Consider the following 15,430-nt stretch of genomic DNA (forward strand, 5'->3'; position numbering starts at 1 on the left):
GCGAGAAGAAAACGCGTCAAAACAAGAATCTGGAGCTTCGGTTCTGATTCAACCAGAACCGAAAATGCTCTAGAACATCGTCCGAGTCTGACTGGCCGGAGAATGTGGTCCTTGGGGCGATTGACGAAACGTGCGGCGATCCTCGTGCTGGCGCTGGCGCTCGCGGCCTGTTTCGGCAGCGAGGGTGACCGTCCAACCTTGATGGGCGGGGCCCAGGCCGGAGGGCCGCAGCCGTTTCCCGACAATTTCCGTAGTGACACGCTCGCCTTGATGCGCACCTATCTCAACAACCCGGTCGGTGTGCGAGAGGCCGGCATGGCCGAGCCGGTGCAGCGTGAGGTCGGCGGCCGGCAGTTCTATATCAGCTGCCTGCATTTCACCCCGCGCGAGAGTGACGGCAGCTACAAGGCCATGCGCGAGCGCGCCGTGATCTTCGTCAACGGCCGCGCGGATCGCGTCGTCGACCGGACCAGCGAGCTCTGCGCCGGCGCGGTTTACGCACCCTTTCCGGAACTGGAAAAGATGACGCGATAGCGCAAAGCCCGCCTTCATCGCTGCGTGCTAGAGCGGAGGCAGCCGGAGCCGCTGGATCACATTTTGGCGAGCTTTGAACGGGGTGGTTTCGCCTTGCGACAAATCGTTACGGCGGGGCTCGCGCTGACGACAAAATCTGTCGCCGCCAGCAGACGTGACGGAACAAAATCGCGTTGTTGCCACCCCGTCACAGGAGCAAACGATCAACGTTCCGGCATCGTCGCGAAGCAACCCAATTCACGCCACGTTGTTTCCAGACTGTCGTATGAAAGAACGGGGATGACTATGAAAGCGATTTTGCTGGGTGCAGTGGCCCTGCTTGCGCTGGCCGCGCCGGCAGCTGCGGCCGACATGCAGCCGCGCACCTATACCAAGGCGCCGGTCTATACGCCGCCGCAGGTGATCTACAACTGGACCGGTTTCTACATCGGCGGCCATGTCGGCGGCGCGTTCGCCGGCGACAGCAGCTTTCAGTCCAGCGACGCCCGCTTCCTGGGCGGCGTGCAGGGCGGCTTCGACTACCAGTTCGCGCCCAATTGGGTGGTGGGTGTCGAGGCCCAGTACTCCTGGCTGCCGACCAACAACAACGGCGTGACGTTCCCGCTGGGCACGCAGGTGACGTCCAACACCGACCAGCTCGGCTCGGTGACCGGCCGCATCGGCTACACCTGGGGCCCGACGCTGCTCTACGCCAAGGGCGGTTACGCCTGGCGCAATGGCGGCCTCGGCGTCAACGTCGCCGGCGTGCCGCAGACCTTCACCGCGACCGGCAACAACAAGGACGGCTACACCGTCGGCGCCGGCCTCGAATACATGTTCGCCCCGAACTGGTCGGCCAAGGCTGAGTACCAGTACTACAATTTCGGCAGCACGACCTTCACTTCCGGCCCGGCCGACATCGTCGGTGTTCGCGGCCGGGAGGACGAGCATACCGTCAAGGTCGGCGTGAACTATCGCTTCGGCTGGGGCGGTCCGGCGGGCTCGCGCTACTGAGCCCAGCCACCCATCCAGGATCTGACAAAGGCCGGCCTCGCGCCGGCCTTTCGTTCGCCGGCCCCGTCGGCCGGCCCGCTGTTTGCTTTGCGTGAACCATCTGGCGCGTCATTTGCAAGCAAACATTCCGGCGCGCGCTTTCTCACGCGCGTCATGGGACTGGCGTAAAGCAAAAATAATTTTTGCCGCTTACGGAACTCGCGCTCCGGGGCGCGTTATATGAAAATTACCGGGCTGGTGGGACGACGGACATGCGTATCTTGGTGTCGGCAGTGGTGCTCTCGTGCTTCACCTGCCTGCCGTGCTCTGCACAGACAATCCTCAAATCCGAGCCTCTGATGCTGGCACCCTATGAGGTGGCCTTCGTCAAGGACGCGACCTGCCCGTCGGGCAAGGTGCTGAAGGTGACAGGTGCGATCCGCGGGCTGCATCGGCGCAAGGCCTGCGTGGCCCTGGCAGGCGAGCAGGCATCGCTGGCAACCGCGACCCCCTGATCTCTTCTTGAGATCTTCTGGGCTTCCGGCCAGATCCTAGGAATTCAGTTCAAGCTCCATGCGGGAGTCCCGCTCGGCCTCAGCCTTGTTCCTGGCGGGGTCCTCGCCTTGGGCTGCCCGACACGGCTTGATCTCGTAGTCGTTGTCGAGCACCCGGCGCGGCCCGTCTCGCTCGTCGTCGGTCGTGATATCCACGACCAGGCCGCTCCGGTGCGCGATCTTCCAGACGTCGGACTCATCAGGATAGGCTTTGCTGATCTGGGCGTCGTTGCAGAACAGGGCGTAGGGCATTCTTTCCGCTCCGGGAAAGCCCGTTAACGGTTGCGCCGGGGGAGGGGTTCCGGCCGGCCGGGACGATCACGGCGCCGTGATCAGGGCGGCCAAGCCTTGAGTCGTAAACGAGTCCTGAATCCCCAAAAAAAGAATCCCTGGGACTCTCCAGCCGGAATCAGCGGATGTTTTGGTCATGACGAGCGACCTCAAAACCTGCTGCGGGCACATGCTGCTGCCGTTGACGCTGGCACTGTTCGGCGCCTGCGCAGCCAATCTCTGGCTGGTTTGGTCCTGGCTCTAAGGTCCCAATCGCGGAGCCGGCCTCACTCTTCGGCCGGCGGACGGGTGGAGCCGTCGCGAATGGCGGCGCGCAATTTGGTCAGGGTCGCCGCACAATATTCCTCGCGCTCGCGTTCGAACCGTTCCTGATGTTTGCGGAAATTCGCGATCCGGGCCTGCATCTCGGTGCGGAAATCGCCGCCCATGCGCGGTGGCGGGACCTGCAGGATCCGAGGCGGCTCCGGCGGAGGAGATGCGGCCGGCGGCTCGGCTTCGTCCGCAACCGCCTGGATGGTCGCGATCTCCGGAGGCATCTCGAAAGCAACAGGCGGACGCTCCGGCGGATGGAATTCATCCTTCTTGCCGGTTACGGATTGGACGAAGGCCAGTGTCTGCGCGATCAGTGCGTCGCGCTCCCTGATCCACTTCATGGGCCACCCACCCTTGCTGCGGCTATTCCACCAAAGCTCAAGGGACGAATCAAGAAGGTATCCCACAAGGGATTGCATATTTTTCCCGCACGCCCGACAGTGCGGGAATGGATGCCGGGAAAGAAAAAGAAAAGTTGGACGAAGTGGAAGGATTGAGGCTGGTCCGCGCCTTCCTCTCGCTGCCGCCCCACAAGCGGGCGGAGGTGATCGCGTTCGTCGAGGAACTGGCCCATCTTCATCCTCAACCCGGCGAAGGCGACGGCGCGCCGGCGAGGTGAGTGCTATCGCTCGCGCGGATTGACGTTGGGCACGAAGGGCGCACCGATCACCCGGACTGTCCCCGGCGTTGCGGTATCGATCGGCCCTCTGTCAGCGATCTGCCGCTCCGGCGGCGGTCCGAAGACCGGCCCCAGCAGCGCAAGCGTGCCGGCTATCAGGGCGCAACAAAGCGTCACGGTCCCCAGCAGAAGCAAGTTTCGATTTTCTTCCCGGATCCGCATGGGCCGAAAACGATCGGCGCGCGCAATTCGTTCCGGGGGCTGGGTTGTCCGAGATGCCGACAAAATGCGCCCAAGCTTACGCGGAGCTTACGGATGGGCGGCAGAAGGTTACTTTTCCGTATGACTATTCGGGCCATTTGCATCAATTCTTAACCATGCCGAGTTTCCAATGCACGTTGCTGGGCTTACGCCCCGACCGGAACATCATTGGACGGCTGAGATGAGCTTTTTGAACAATCTGAAGATCGTGTGGAAGGTCGCGCTGATCGTGGCCGTGATGGGTTGCGCGATGGTGGTGGTCGCTGGCTTTGGCGCACGCGAACTTTCGGCGACCGTGGACGGGTTCGCCGAGCTTTCCGCCACACAATCCTCGGCGCTCAATCTGACCCGGGCCCAGCGCCGCGCCGAGACCTACCATGCGGCGCTCTATGCGGTCTTCACCGAGGCGACCGAAACGGGCAACGCCGCCCGCCTCAAGACCGCGACCCAGAACCGCAATGAAATCGGCCAGTACCTCGACGCCGCCGTGCAGGACGACCCCGCTCGCGCCAGCCAGGTCAGGAGCATCGGCGACCAGCTGAAGGCCGCGTTCACGAGCTGCGATCCGGTGCTCCAGGCCGGCGCGCAGGCAGGCAGCATCGAGGAGAATGCCAAGGCCGCCGATCGCGCGCACAAGGAGTGCGACCCGGTGCTGGACGCGGCCCTTGCACGCATCGTCACGTTCGTCACCGAGACCGCGCAGGCGACGAGCAAGCGCAAGGAATCCATCACCCGCGACGCAAGGTCCGCGACCTTGACCGTGATCGGTGTCAGCGCCGGCGGCCTGGTCCTCGGCATCGCGATCGCGCTGTTCATCGGCTTCAATGCGATGTCGCGGCCGATCGCCCGCCTCAAGCTCGCCATGGAAGGCCTCGCCCGCAACGACCTCAAGACCGAAGTGCCCGAGAAGGACCGCCACGACGAGATCGGCGAGATGGCCAAGACGGTCGAAGTGTTCAAGACCAACGGGATCGAGGTCGAGCGTCTCAAGGCGGCGCAGGCCGAAGCCGAGAAGCAGGCCGCCGAGCAGCGCCGCCGCGACATGATCAACCTTGCCGACGGCTTCGAGCGGGCGGTCGGCGAGATCATCGAGACGGTCGGATCGGCATCCACCGAGCTCGAGGCATCGTCCTCGACGTTGGCCACCACCGCGCATCGCGCGCAGGAGCTGACCTCGGTCGTCGTCGCCGCGTCGGGCGAAGCCACCGGCAACGTGCAATCGGTCGCGACCGCGACGGAAGAGCTGTCATCGTCGGTCAACGAGATCAGCCGCCAGGTGCAGGAATCCGCGCGGATGGCGGGTGAAGCCGTCACCCAGGCCCGCACCACAACCGAGCGCGTCAGCGAGCTGTCGGTCGCGGCGACGCGGATCGGCGACGTCGTCGAGCTGATCAACACCATCGCTGGCCAGACCAACCTGCTGGCGCTGAACGCCACGATCGAGGCGGCGCGCGCCGGCGAGGCCGGCCGCGGCTTCGCGGTCGTCGCCTCCGAGGTCAAGACGCTGGCCGAGCAGACCGCGAAGGCGACCGGCGAGATCAGCGAGCAGATTTCCGGCATCCAGACCGCGACGCAGGAATCGGTGAACGCGATCCGCGACATCTCCGCGACGATCGAGCGGCTGTCGGAAGTGTCCTCGACCATCGCAGCCGCCGTCGAGGAGCAGGGCGCCGCGACCCAGGAGATCTCCCGCAACGTCCAGCAGGCCGCCCACGGCACCCAGCAGGTCTCCTCGAACATCACCGACGTGCAGCGCGGCGCGGCCGAGACCGGCTCGGCCTCCTCGCAGGTGCTCTCGACCGCAAAGATGCTGGCGACCGACAGCAACCGCCTCAAGGACGAAGTCGGAAAATTCCTGCGCACGGTGCGCGCGGCGTAAGCTTAGCCCGGCGGCGTTAGCGCGCCGCGCTGACAGTGCTTATTGCGGCAGCAGCAATGTAAGCACGATCACGAACAGCATGGCCGTCATGATGACGGCCGTGGCCGCTCCGGCGACAATTCTGGCGTTCTGTTTCGCGGTGCTGGGACGCATGGCGCCGGATGCTAGCGCATGTTGAACTGAGCTCCAATCCGTGATCGGCAGCAGGCCACGACGCGGTCAGGCGGCGAGCCTGCTGTGGAAGAAACGAGTGACGCGACCGATCGCGTCAAAAGTCGCCGGGTCGGTATCAGAAAAATCAAAGCCGTGGCCTTTATCAGGATAGGGCACGAATTCGGCTTCCGCGCCGACGGATCTCGCCAGCTCGATCAGCTTCTTGCCGTTTGCGATCGGCACGTTCCGGTCGGCTTCACCGTGCAGCTCGATCATGGGCGGCAAATGCCTGACCTTGCGGGTCATCGCGTCGGGCAAGCCGGCATAGAGTACGGCGAGCGCGGTGACGCGCTCGTCACGGGCAGCGGTATTGGCGGCAATGAAGCCACCGAGTGAAAAGCCTAGCAGGCCGACATGTCCGGAGCTGTCGGGGCGGCCGAGAATGGTCGTGATGGTGGCGGAGACCGTGTCTGACCAGCCGTCGAAGCGCCCCGTGTCATAGGCCTTGCGGCTCTCTTGCGTGCTCGTCTTGAGATCGAGCGCGGCCGTGTCGGTGGTGGTCATGTAGCGGAGGAGATAGGCGTCGATGCCTCCCGCCGACAGCGCATCCGCATAGCGCTCATAGGCGCGTCGTCTCAGCTCGATGCCGCGCGAGCCGTGCAGCAAGATGACCGCGGGGCGCTTTCCGGTGAGCTCCGCCGCATAGCGCAAGACGGGCAGGCTCTCGTTGCCGGCCGCGACGCTGAACTGCTCGTTTGGCGCGCAGCGCGCCGTGGCGGGCAACAGCAGGGCGGCGAGACCGGCCATAGCCATTCGTCGGGTGATCATCGGCAGGCTCGCTTCAAGGAGATTTCAGGCGCGACACATCGGCTGTATAGTGGGCTTGCGACGGAAGTTTGACTCGTGCAGGTCCGATGATCGCCAAGCGTCCACCCGTGCTGGCCCATGAGCGGTTCGTCGCCGACCGCGACAATTTCGCGGGCCTCGATCTCGCCGCGCGGTTAGAGCGGATCGAACGGACCAACCTGTGGGGCGCGGCCACGTCAGTGTCGGGCCTCGGCTCGGAGGACCGCGCCACCGCCGCGATCCGGGACGCGCTTCCGCCATTGTTGCAACGGCTCGGTGTGTGCTCGCTGCTCGATGCGCCCTGCGGCGATGCGGGCTGGATCGGCCGCATGAAGCTGAACGTGGGCTACACCGGCATCGATATCGTGCCGTCGCTGATCGCGGCCAACGGCGAGCGTGCGGCCCGCGGCGAGCTTCCCGGTCGCTTTCAAGTCGCCGACATCACCCGCGATGCGCTGCCGCCCGCCGACCTGATCCTGTGCCGCGACTGCCTGGTGCATTTGAGTTTCGCCAACATCGCTCGCGCTGTGGCGAACTTCCGCGCGAGCGGCGCGCGCTTCCTGCTTCTCACGACGTTTCCCGAATGGGACGACAATCGCGATTGCGAGGATGGCGACTGGCGCGCGCTGAACATGGCGAAGGCGCCGTTCAACTGGCCCGCGCCGCGCGAGTTGATCAACGAGCGCTGCGGGGAGGGCGGGGGCGACTGGCGCGACAAGAGCCTTGGGCTGTGGCGGATGGAGGATGTCCGATGATCGATGCCAGGTGCTGTTGCGGCGCTGTTTCACTTTCGCGTCCAGGACCGACCAAGCTGGTCGCGGCCTGTCATTGCATCGACTGCCAGCGGCGAACCGGAGCACCGTTCGGTGTCGCTGCGTTCTACCCGATCGAGGCCGTCACGATCTCCGGCGCACCGAAGGAATACGTTCGCGCCGCCGCAAGCGGGGGTGCGGTCCGCTTCTATTTTTGCTCCGATTGCGGCTCGACGGTCTGTTGGAAGCCTGACAATCTGCCGACGACGATTGGCGTTGCCGTCGGCGCCATCGCCGATCCGGATTTTCCGGCGCCCGTCAGATCGGTGTTCGAGCAATCGAAACATGCCTGGGTCGAGATCGCCGGCGCGGGTATCGAGCATTTCGAACAGAGCAGCGCGAAGAGTTCGGGCTGAGGCGCAGGCATGGCGACGATGATTTCATGCGAGCCGTCACTCGCACCGCGGTGTTCGCTCAGGGACGCTGCCTTGCGTTAGACGGCGTTCCTGTCGTCTGTATCGGTTCACCGGGCGCGCGGTCCAGCGGCGGATGAGGCCTGGCGAGTCCTACCGTGCCGGGAGGTGCGTCGTTGCTGGCGGTACGGGTATTGACGCGCTCCAACGTGACTGTCGATGCAACCACAAGGGCGATGGCCAAGGCGATGGCGGCTAGTGCCAAGGCTGTCCGATCATTCGGGTCCATCGCTAGACCTCCGCAAGACGGCTCTATGGTGCGAGGATAACGCCGGACTGATGATTTGGTTCTTACGTCAGGCCGCGACGCGGTGTCGGCCAACCAATGGTGCCGGCTGAGGGGATTGAACCCCCGACCTTCGGTTTACAAAACCGCTGCTCTACCGCTGAGCTAAGCCGGCCACTGGCAAGGAACCGCGCGGACTACTCGCTCGCGCCGACGCATCCGTATGTGCGCGGTCGCAATACCAGACTTGTCCCGGAAGTGCCAGAACCCGCAGGCAGCGTTTTGCCGGCGTGAAACAGGCGGCCCTTGGGGCCGCCTGAATCGGTTCGCCGGATTGCGGGGCTTATTGGCAGATGTGCCGGCGGCCGTCCTCGCCCTTCACCCAGGTGCCGGGCCGGCAAACGATGCCATTGCGGGCCGCGTAGGTATCCCAGTTGCCGTACCAGCCCATTTCGCTGCGGCCGTAGCCGCCGGAATTGTCATAGGCGTAGGAATTGTCCCATCCGCGGAACGGTGCCGACGCAATGGCTGCCGCGGTGCCCACGGCGGCCCCGGCAACTGCGCCCGCGGTGTCCACTGGCCAGAAGCCCGATCGCGTTCCGTCATTCGGATTCACTTGCTGCCGGGCCATGTGTCGACGCCGATAGGCGCGGTCAGTGGTGGAATTGGCGGGGCCCAGATTCTGGCAATTGGGATCCTGGAATAGCCCCGTGCAGCGGCCCGAATTGTCGACTGTCGCTTGGGCGAAGGCCGGTGTTGCCAGCGTGGACGCGACGATCGCGGCCAAGCCAAGAAGCTTCAGGCTCGTCATGGCATTTTCTCCATGTTGTTGTGACCTGTGCTAAGTGCGACCTCCGGCAGTGGTTCCGCGCATTCTCGCGTGCAGTGTCACATCGACGTGAGCCCGCCCAGGATGGTAATCTGTGCCGCGCAACCCTGCGCGGCCTGAGCACGTGTGGCGAGCTTGCGCCACGTTAACGCTTCGCTAGCGCGTTTTTCGGCATTTGAGCTGCTGTCGATCCCTAGGCGTTAGGCTTACCGGAATTTGGTGAGCTGGCCTTAACCCTCTCTGGGCCGCGATCGGATAGGTTGTGCTTCGGATAACCGGGACCTCCTCATGCGCGCCATGGCGCTCGCCGCCTTTCTGATCGGACTGCCCGCGACGGCGTTTGCCGGCGGCGGCTTCGACATCGTCGTGCCCTGCCGTCCCGGTGTGCCGATCATCATCAACAACATCGACGCGTCCTACAGCGTCGTCGAAGGTGTCTGGGGCCTCGGCAAGAACGTCCAGGTGCAGCCGACGATCTATGGCGGGCGCTATATCGCCGAGCGGCAGCCCGACGACGTCGGCCACTATTATCCGACGCTGGGCCTTCGGCCGGGCTATGGCCGGCTCGAGGTCGAGCCGCCCGCGAACCGCAAACTGCCAAAACCCGCCGAGAGCTATCACCAGAGCTGGGGCGCATCGTCCGCACCGCTGCCGGCGCAGATGGATCCGCCCGTCGATCCGCCGCCGGTGATCTACGCGCCCGAATTCAACGACCATCCGCGGCCTCATCGGCCGCGGCCCCGTGCAACCATTCCCGGCAGGCCGCCGGGTTAAGAAACGTCAAAATCCAAAAGACGGAATTCAACAGGAGAGAGTAATGCGTCAAATGATTTCGGGACTGGTCGCGGCGGCTGCCGTGATGTTCGTCGCGACCGCGCCCGCCGCGGCCTGCGGCTTCACCACCTGCGCGCCGATCGCACCGATCTATTCCGGCTGCAACACCGGCTGCGGTGGTTATGGATACGGTGGTGGTTATGGATACGGCTATGGCGCCTATGAGCGCCTCGCCGAGCCGACCACGCAGTATTATTACGTCAACCAGGGCCCGACCTATACCGGCCCGGGCGCCTTCGCGCCGTATCCGACCTATCGTGAGGACGCGGTCGTTGCGCCCGCCAATTACGGCTATGGCTATGGCTATCGCGCCGCCGCCTATCCCTATCACCGCCCGTACTACCGTCCGTATCGCTACGGCTACGGCCCCCGCTACGGCTACCTGCCGCGCACGCATTACGGCTACGCTCCGCGCTATGGCTACGCCCACCATTACGCGCCGTATTACGGCGGTCACCGCGTGCTACGCCGCTACTACTGATCTCTGATCCGTTGAACCAACGAAGCGCCCGTTCGCATGATGCGGACGGGCGTTTTGCTTTTCTGATGTGCGCGTGATCGCGATCGGAATCGGTTTTGGCCGTCAGTCCGCCTACGCCTATCGGCTACGGCGTGCGCTCGCTTCGCTTATGATGTGCTGGGATGGCTTGCCTAGCCGAAGCTCGCGAAGCGAGTGAAGGCTGGTGGGGGAGGCAGGACTCGAACCTGCGAAGCCATGAGGCGGCTGATTTACAGTCAGCTCCCTTTGCCACTCGGGACACTCCCCCGCTCGACGGCAGCACAATCGGGCCGGACCTTGCCGGCGGACCGAAGACGGCCATGGAACGTGAAGGCCGCGACAGCCCGGATGGGGGCGCGACCGGGCGCGTTTATGGGCGAAGCGGTGGGGCAAAGTCAACCGAGGCGAACAGCTAAAATCGCCTCCATTCGCACCCAAATTGCCATATTCCGGGACCCGTGACACAAGCGAGCCCATGAAGGATCGAAAATTTGCACCGAAAGGCCCGCGCGGCGGGGCTAAGCCCTTCAACCGGCCCGGAAAATCGGCCCGCGGCCCGTCCTGGCGCGACCGCGACTCGCACGCCGACGGGCCCGTCATCCTGTATGGCTGGCACACCGTCACCATGGCGCTGGCTAATCCGGCGCGGCGGATCCGCAAGCTGACGCTGACCGAGAACGCCGCCCGGCGGCTCGCGGAAGAGAACATCGAGACCCGTGTTGCGCCTGAGATCGTCCGGCCCCAGGAGATCGACCGTCTGCTGTCGCCGGACGCCGTGCATCAGGGCCTGCTCGCGGAAGCCGATCCGCTGCCTTCGCCTGATATCGAGACCCTGAAGCAGGAAGGCGTGGTGCTGGTGCTCGACCAGATCACCGATCCGCACAATGTGGGCGCCATCCTGCGCTCGGCCGCGGCCTTCGCGGTCAAGGCGATCGTCACCACCGCGCGCCACAGTCCGGAGGCGACAGGCGTGCTGGCGAAAGCCGCCTCGGGCGCGCTGGAGCTGGTTCCGATGGTGACGGTGCAAAACCTCGCCCGTGCGCTCACTGCGCTGAACGAACGCGGCTTCCAGACTGTCGGCCTCGACAGCGAGGGCACCGAGAACCTTTCGGACGTCGCGCTGCGCGAGCCGCTTGCGCTGGTGCTGGGCGCCGAAGGCAAGGGCCTCAGGCAATTGACCCGCGAGACCTGCAGCGTCGTGGCGCGGCTCGACATGCCCGGCGAGATCAAGAGCCTCAACGTCTCGAATGCCGCCGTGCTCTCGCTCTATGTCGGCGCAAGCCGGCTCGGGCTGATGAAGTAGCGGCTGCCTCGACCGCTACGCCATCATCTCCCGCACCAGCGGCACCACCTTCCGCCCGTAGAGATCGATGCTCTTCATCAGCTTCTCGTGCGGCAGGGGGCCGGCCGAATATTTCAGCTGGAACCGCGAAATACGAAGCGCCTTCGCGGTCTTCGCGATCTTGCGCGCCACCGTCTCCGGTGAGCCGACATAGAGCGAGCCGTGCTCGGCCTCGCTGACGAACTCGTCGCGCCCCATCGGCGGCCAGCCGCGCTCCTTGCCGATGCGGTCGCGCATGGCCTTGTAATCGGGCCACAGCTCCTCGCGCGCCTGCTCATCGGTTTCGGCCACGTAGCCGGGCGAGTGCACCCCGATCGGCTGTACGGGCCGGCCGAACTCCTTGAAGGCGCGGTGATAGAGATCGACATAGGGCGCAAAGCGCTCGGGATCGCCGCCGATGATCGCGAGCATCAAGGGCAGGTCGTAATGCGCGGCGCGCACCACCGATTGCGGGCTGCCACCGACGCCGATCCAGGTCTTCAGCCGGCCGTTCTCGACCGGCGGATAGACCAGCTGATCCTTCAGAGGCGGACGCAGCTTGCCTTGCCAGGTCACCGGCTGCTGCGACAGCAGCGCGGCGAACAGATCGAGCTTCTCCTCGAACAGCTCCTCGTATTTGCGCAAGTCGAAGCCGAACAGCGGGAAGGATTCGGTGAACGAGCCGCGGCCGAGGATCACCTCGGCGCGCCCGTTCGAGAGCGCGTCCAGCGTCGCAAAGCGCTGGAACACGCGGATCGGATCGTCCGAGCTCAGCACCGTCACGGCCGAACCGAGATGGATGCGCTTCGTGCGCGCGGCGGCCGCCGCGAGCACGGTCTCGGGCGACGAGATCGCGAAATCGGCGCGGTGATGCTCGCCGAGCCCGATGAAGTCGAGGCCGAGCTCGTCGGCCAGCACGGCTTCGTCGACGACGTTGCGGATCACCTGCGCGTGCGGAAGCATGGCGCCCGAGGCGTCCTTGGTGACGTCACCAAAGGTATCCAGTCCGAATTCAAGCGGTGCGGTCATAGGTGAGATCTCTGCGGGGGGCTTGCTGTCACGGTGGGGCGTCGTTTTGCGGTGGAGCTAGGCCGCATGGGGCGGCGCAACAATGCTGCTCTGAGAAACCCACCGTTTCCGCTTTGTCACCGGTTTCGGGCTTGTATCCGCGTGCTCAGTCGGACTCGGCGAACATCTCGACCAGGGTCTCGCGCAGCCAGCGCTGGGCCGGTACCGTATCGTTGCGTTGGTGCCAGAACAGGCTGACAACGCGAGGCGGCGCTTCCAGGGGAAGCGGCATGGCGTGCAGAAGCGGCGCGTGCCTTGATTGCGAGCGCAGGTCGCTCGGGAGCACGGCGATCAGATCGGACTGGCGCACGACCTCGTAGGCGGCGCTGTAGTGATTGACGGTCGCGACCAGGTTGCGCGACAGCCCGCGCGAAGCCAGGAAGAGGTCGTAGGACGGCATGGTCTTGCCCGCGAGGCTCACGTCGACATGGCCCGCGTTCAGGAAGGTCCGCGTGCCCAGCCGTTTCTGGGCGGCGAGCGGATGGCCGCGCCGCATGAAGCAGGCATACTCGACCGTCCACAGCGAGCGCGAGCGAATGGCGGCCGGTTGCTGCGCCTCGTTGACATAGACGCTGAGCACGCAATCGACCCTGTTGTCCTCGAGCTGGTCGGCAATCTCGACGACGGTATTGGGCACGGTGTGGACGCGCGATTTCGGCGCAACCTTGCCGAGATGGCCGAGCAGGTTCGGCATCACCAGCGAGGAGACGTAGTCCGACATCGACAGGCTGAATTCGGTCTGCGCACGTGCGGGATCGAACACCTGCTCGTCGAGCGCGCCGCGCACGCTTTCCAGCGCCTCGCCGATCGGCTCCCACAGCACCACGGCGCGCTGGGTCGGGCGGATGCCGGTGCCGGCTCGCACGAACAGGGGATCGCCGAGCGCGTCGCGCAGCCGCGCCAGCGCGTTGCTGACCGCGGGCTGGGTCATCCGCAGCGCATTCGCCGCGCGCGTGACGCTGCCCTCGGTCATCAGCGCCTCGAAGACTTTCAGGAGGTTGAGGTCGAGCGCGCGGAACGACAAAGACATTCACCATGGTGATATATCAGATCATGATTATAAATTATGACGATAATGTCACTTTGTCTATGGTTCCCTCCCGAGCGGCGCGCCGGGCCCGTGACATCAGAGGGGGACTTTCATGTCGATGATATCGGCGCGCATTGAGCGCCTTCCGTTCGCACGCTTCCACACGCATCTGCTGCTGATGGGCGGGCTCGGCTACATGTTCGACGCGATGGACGCGGCGGTGCTGGCCTTCATCCTGCCGGTGCTGCGCACGGCGTGGAATTTGTCGAGCGTTCAGATCGGCGTGCTCGGCAGCAGCACCTATATCGGCTTCCTGTTCGGCGCGTTGCTGGCGGGCACGCTGGGCGACTTGATCGGCCGCCGCGCGGTAATGATGTCTGCGCTGGCGCTGTATTGCGCGGCATCGATCGTCAGCGCGATGGTCGACACATGGCCTTCCTTCTTCGCCGCGCGCGTCGTCGCCGGCATGGGCACCGGCGCGGAGAGCGCGATCATCGCGCCTTATCTCGCGGAGTTCGTGGCGCGGCGTTACCGCGGCAGCTTCACCGGCGCTCTGGCCGGATTCTTCTCCTTCGGCTTCGTCGCCGCGGCGTTGCTCGGCTACTTCATCGTGCCCGCCTCCGACAACGGCTGGCGCATCGTGCTGGTGATCACGGCGGTGCCGGTCGTCATGCTGCTGTGGTGGCGCCGGGCGCTGCCGGAATCGCCGCGCTGGCTCGAGAGCCGGGGCAGGGGCAAGGAAGCCGAAGCCTTGCTCGACAGGATCGAGGCGGGCTTTGCGCGCGAGGGGCATGTCCTGCCGCAGCCGGTCGTCGAAGCAACAGTGCCGGCCGCCGGCGGGACGCTGCTCGCCAATTTCGCCGCGCTGCTCGCTGGCCGGCAGGCGCGCATCACCATCATGACCTGGATCATGTGGCTTGCGATTACCTTCAGCTACTATTCCTTCTTCGTCTGGATTCCCGGCCTGCTGGTCCAGAACGGCATGAGCATCACCAAGAGCTTTGCCTATTCGATCGCGATCTATTGCGCGCAGATCCCCGGCTATTTCAGCGCCGCGTATTTCAACGAGCGCATTGGCCGGCAGGCGACGATTGCGTCCTACATGCTGCTCGGCGGCGTCAGTGCGCTGGGGCTCGCCTTCGCGCAGAGCGACCAGCAGATCATGGCGGCGGGAATCTTCCTGTCTCTGTTCATGAACGGCACCTATGCGGGCGTCTATGCCTACACCGCCGAGGTGTTCCCGACGCCGGTCAGGACCACGGGCGCAGGCCTTGCGTCGGCGATCGGCCGTATCGGCGCGATCGTCTCGCCGATTCTGGTCGGCTATCTCTACCCGAGCTTCGGCTTTGCCGGCGTGTTCGGCGTTACCACCACCGTGCTGCTGCTCGGGGCCGTCACCGTCGTGCTGATGGGCGTGCCGACCCGCGGCCGTTCGCTGGAAGAGATTGCCGCGGGTGAAGTGGCATGACGCCGACGAAATCCAAGGCCGATCCGCTCCTCTGCGCCGTCGCGGCGGCGCAGAGCAGGGCGGACCAGCCGGATGCGCTGTTCGCGGCGCTGGACCAGGCCGTGAAGTCGGCGATCGGGCACAAGCTGTTCACGATCCTGACCTATGATGGCAACAGCGGCGATGCGGCGCGGATCTATTCCAATCTCCCCGGGCCTTACCCGACGGGCGGGCGCAAGCGCCTCGCGCCGGGGCCTTGGACCGAGGCCGTGCTCGACCGCGGCGAGGCCTATATCGGCCGCACCCGGGATGATCTGCGCGCCGTCTTCCCTGATCACGAGCTGATCGCTTCGCTCGGTTGCGAGAGTGTGCTCAACATGCCCGTGCGCTGGCGCGGGCGCACGCTCGGCTCGCTGAATCTGCTTCACGAGGCGGGGTGGTACGGCGAAGATGATGTCGCCGCGTGCCTTCCCTTTGCCCAGCTCACCCTGCCGGCGCTGCTCGCGCCGGCCCACCTCTGACAGGACGGT

The 15,430-nt window shown here is 65.1% G+C and carries 19 protein-coding genes and 2 tRNA genes; 12 read left to right on the forward strand and 9 right to left on the reverse strand.

Translation table 11 applies throughout. The features are described 5' to 3' along the window. The first annotated feature begins 102 nt into the window (after positions 1-102). The 3 genes from QA642_RS20145 to QA642_RS20155 all read left to right on the forward strand — a co-directional run bounded on the left by QA642_RS20145 (position 103) and on the right by QA642_RS20155 (position 2,021). Positions 103-534, forward strand: coding sequence for a hypothetical protein (locus QA642_RS20145; RefSeq protein WP_283086181.1), 432 nt, complete (start codon positions 103-105; stop codon positions 532-534). Between the two features lie 285 nt (positions 535-819). Then, positions 820-1,527, forward strand: a complete 708-nt coding sequence (locus QA642_RS20150) for an outer membrane protein (RefSeq protein WP_283086182.1) — start codon at positions 820-822, stop codon at positions 1,525-1,527. A 251-nt stretch (positions 1,528-1,778) separates the two neighbouring features. Next, complete coding sequence (locus tag QA642_RS20155; RefSeq protein ID WP_283086183.1) at positions 1,779-2,021, forward strand: DUF6719 family protein; 243 nt, start codon at positions 1,779-1,781, stop codon at positions 2,019-2,021. Between the two features lie 36 nt (positions 2,022-2,057). Here the strand turns inward: QA642_RS20155 and QA642_RS20160 are convergent, their stop codons facing one another. Together QA642_RS20160 and QA642_RS20165 are read right to left on the reverse strand one after the other, a co-directional pair. Further along, positions 2,058-2,312: a hypothetical protein gene (locus tag QA642_RS20160; RefSeq protein WP_283086184.1), complete on the reverse strand. Its 255-nt coding sequence runs from the start codon at positions 2,310-2,312 to the stop codon at positions 2,058-2,060. A 305-nt stretch (positions 2,313-2,617) separates the two neighbouring features. Further along, complete coding sequence (locus QA642_RS20165) at positions 2,618-3,004, reverse strand: hypothetical protein (protein ID WP_283086185.1); 387 nt, start codon at positions 3,002-3,004, stop codon at positions 2,618-2,620. A 107-nt stretch (positions 3,005-3,111) separates the two neighbouring features. On the opposite strand from QA642_RS20165, the gene QA642_RS20170 reads away from it, so the two are divergent. Continuing rightward, entirely contained in the window at positions 3,112-3,282 is a 171-nt protein-coding gene (locus QA642_RS20170; protein WP_283086186.1) for a hypothetical protein, read from the forward strand. A gap of 3 nt (positions 3,283-3,285) precedes the next feature. Here the strand turns inward: QA642_RS20170 and QA642_RS20175 are convergent, their stop codons facing one another. Further along, a complete protein-coding gene (locus QA642_RS20175) occupies positions 3,286-3,477 on the reverse strand; it encodes a hypothetical protein (RefSeq protein ID WP_283086187.1) in 192 nt (63 codons plus the stop codon). A gap of 247 nt (positions 3,478-3,724) precedes the next feature. On the opposite strand from QA642_RS20175, the gene QA642_RS20180 reads away from it, so the two are divergent. Beyond that, a complete protein-coding gene (locus QA642_RS20180) occupies positions 3,725-5,422 on the forward strand; it encodes a HAMP domain-containing methyl-accepting chemotaxis protein (RefSeq protein ID WP_283086188.1) in 1,698 nt (565 codons plus the stop codon). Between the two features lie 219 nt (positions 5,423-5,641). On the opposite strand, the gene QA642_RS20185 is transcribed toward QA642_RS20180, so the two are convergent. Then, positions 5,642-6,403, reverse strand: a complete 762-nt coding sequence (locus tag QA642_RS20185) for a dienelactone hydrolase family protein (RefSeq protein WP_283086189.1) — start codon at positions 6,401-6,403, stop codon at positions 5,642-5,644. Positions 6,404-6,489: 86 nt separating this feature from the next. Between QA642_RS20185 and QA642_RS20190 the strand changes: the two genes are divergently transcribed. Next, on the forward strand, positions 6,490-7,176 hold the full coding sequence (locus QA642_RS20190; RefSeq protein ID WP_283086190.1) for a class I SAM-dependent methyltransferase: 687 nt from the start codon (positions 6,490-6,492) through the stop codon (positions 7,174-7,176). Next, on the forward strand, positions 7,173-7,589 hold the full coding sequence (locus QA642_RS20195) for a GFA family protein (protein ID WP_283086191.1): 417 nt from the start codon (positions 7,173-7,175) through the stop codon (positions 7,587-7,589). Before QA642_RS20190 ends, QA642_RS20195 begins: the two co-directional genes overlap by 4 nt. A 383-nt stretch (positions 7,590-7,972) precedes the next feature. Here QA642_RS20195 and QA642_RS20200 read toward each other — a convergent pair. Both QA642_RS20200 and QA642_RS20205 read right to left on the reverse strand, forming a co-directional pair. Continuing rightward, a tRNA-Thr gene (locus tag QA642_RS20200) sits at positions 7,973-8,047 on the reverse strand. A 168-nt stretch (positions 8,048-8,215) separates the two neighbouring features. Next, a complete protein-coding gene (locus QA642_RS20205; protein WP_283086192.1) occupies positions 8,216-8,683 on the reverse strand; it encodes a hypothetical protein in 468 nt (155 codons plus the stop codon). A 306-nt stretch (positions 8,684-8,989) separates the two neighbouring features. On the opposite strand from QA642_RS20205, the gene QA642_RS20210 reads away from it, so the two are divergent. Continuing rightward, positions 8,990-9,475, forward strand: coding sequence for a hypothetical protein (locus tag QA642_RS20210; protein ID WP_283086193.1), 486 nt, complete (start codon positions 8,990-8,992; stop codon positions 9,473-9,475). Positions 9,476-9,518: 43 nt separating this feature from the next. Beyond that, positions 9,519-10,016 (forward strand): hypothetical protein, encoded by a 498-nt coding sequence (locus QA642_RS20215; RefSeq protein ID WP_283086194.1) that lies wholly within the window; start codon positions 9,519-9,521, stop codon positions 10,014-10,016. 200 nt (positions 10,017-10,216) lie between these two features. On the opposite strand, the gene QA642_RS20220 is transcribed toward QA642_RS20215, so the two are convergent. Continuing rightward, positions 10,217-10,302, reverse strand: a tRNA-Tyr gene (locus QA642_RS20220). Between the two features lie 207 nt (positions 10,303-10,509). On the opposite strand from QA642_RS20220, the gene rlmB reads away from it, so the two are divergent. Beyond that, on the forward strand, positions 10,510-11,337 hold the full coding sequence (gene rlmB / locus QA642_RS20225) for a 23S rRNA (guanosine(2251)-2'-O)-methyltransferase RlmB (protein WP_283086195.1): 828 nt from the start codon (positions 10,510-10,512) through the stop codon (positions 11,335-11,337). 15 nt (positions 11,338-11,352) lie between these two features. On the opposite strand, the gene QA642_RS20230 is transcribed toward rlmB, so the two are convergent. Beyond that, complete coding sequence (locus QA642_RS20230; protein WP_283086196.1) at positions 11,353-12,384, reverse strand: LLM class flavin-dependent oxidoreductase; 1,032 nt, start codon at positions 12,382-12,384, stop codon at positions 11,353-11,355. 145 nt (positions 12,385-12,529) lie between these two features. Further along, positions 12,530-13,453, reverse strand: a complete 924-nt coding sequence (locus tag QA642_RS20235; RefSeq protein WP_283086197.1) for a LysR family transcriptional regulator — start codon at positions 13,451-13,453, stop codon at positions 12,530-12,532. Positions 13,454-13,565: 112 nt separating this feature from the next. Between QA642_RS20235 and QA642_RS20240 the strand changes: the two genes are divergently transcribed. Together QA642_RS20240 and QA642_RS20245 are read left to right on the forward strand one after the other, a co-directional pair. Continuing rightward, positions 13,566-14,921: an MFS transporter gene (locus QA642_RS20240; protein WP_283086198.1), complete on the forward strand. Its 1,356-nt coding sequence runs from the start codon at positions 13,566-13,568 to the stop codon at positions 14,919-14,921. Beyond that, on the forward strand, positions 14,918-15,421 hold the full coding sequence (locus tag QA642_RS20245; RefSeq protein ID WP_283086199.1) for a GAF domain-containing protein: 504 nt from the start codon (positions 14,918-14,920) through the stop codon (positions 15,419-15,421). Before QA642_RS20240 ends, QA642_RS20245 begins: the two co-directional genes overlap by 4 nt. Positions 15,422-15,430: the final 9 nt, after the last annotated feature.

Source organism: Bradyrhizobium sp. CB2312 (assembly GCF_029714425.1).
Taxonomy (GTDB): domain Bacteria; phylum Pseudomonadota; class Alphaproteobacteria; order Rhizobiales; family Xanthobacteraceae; genus Bradyrhizobium.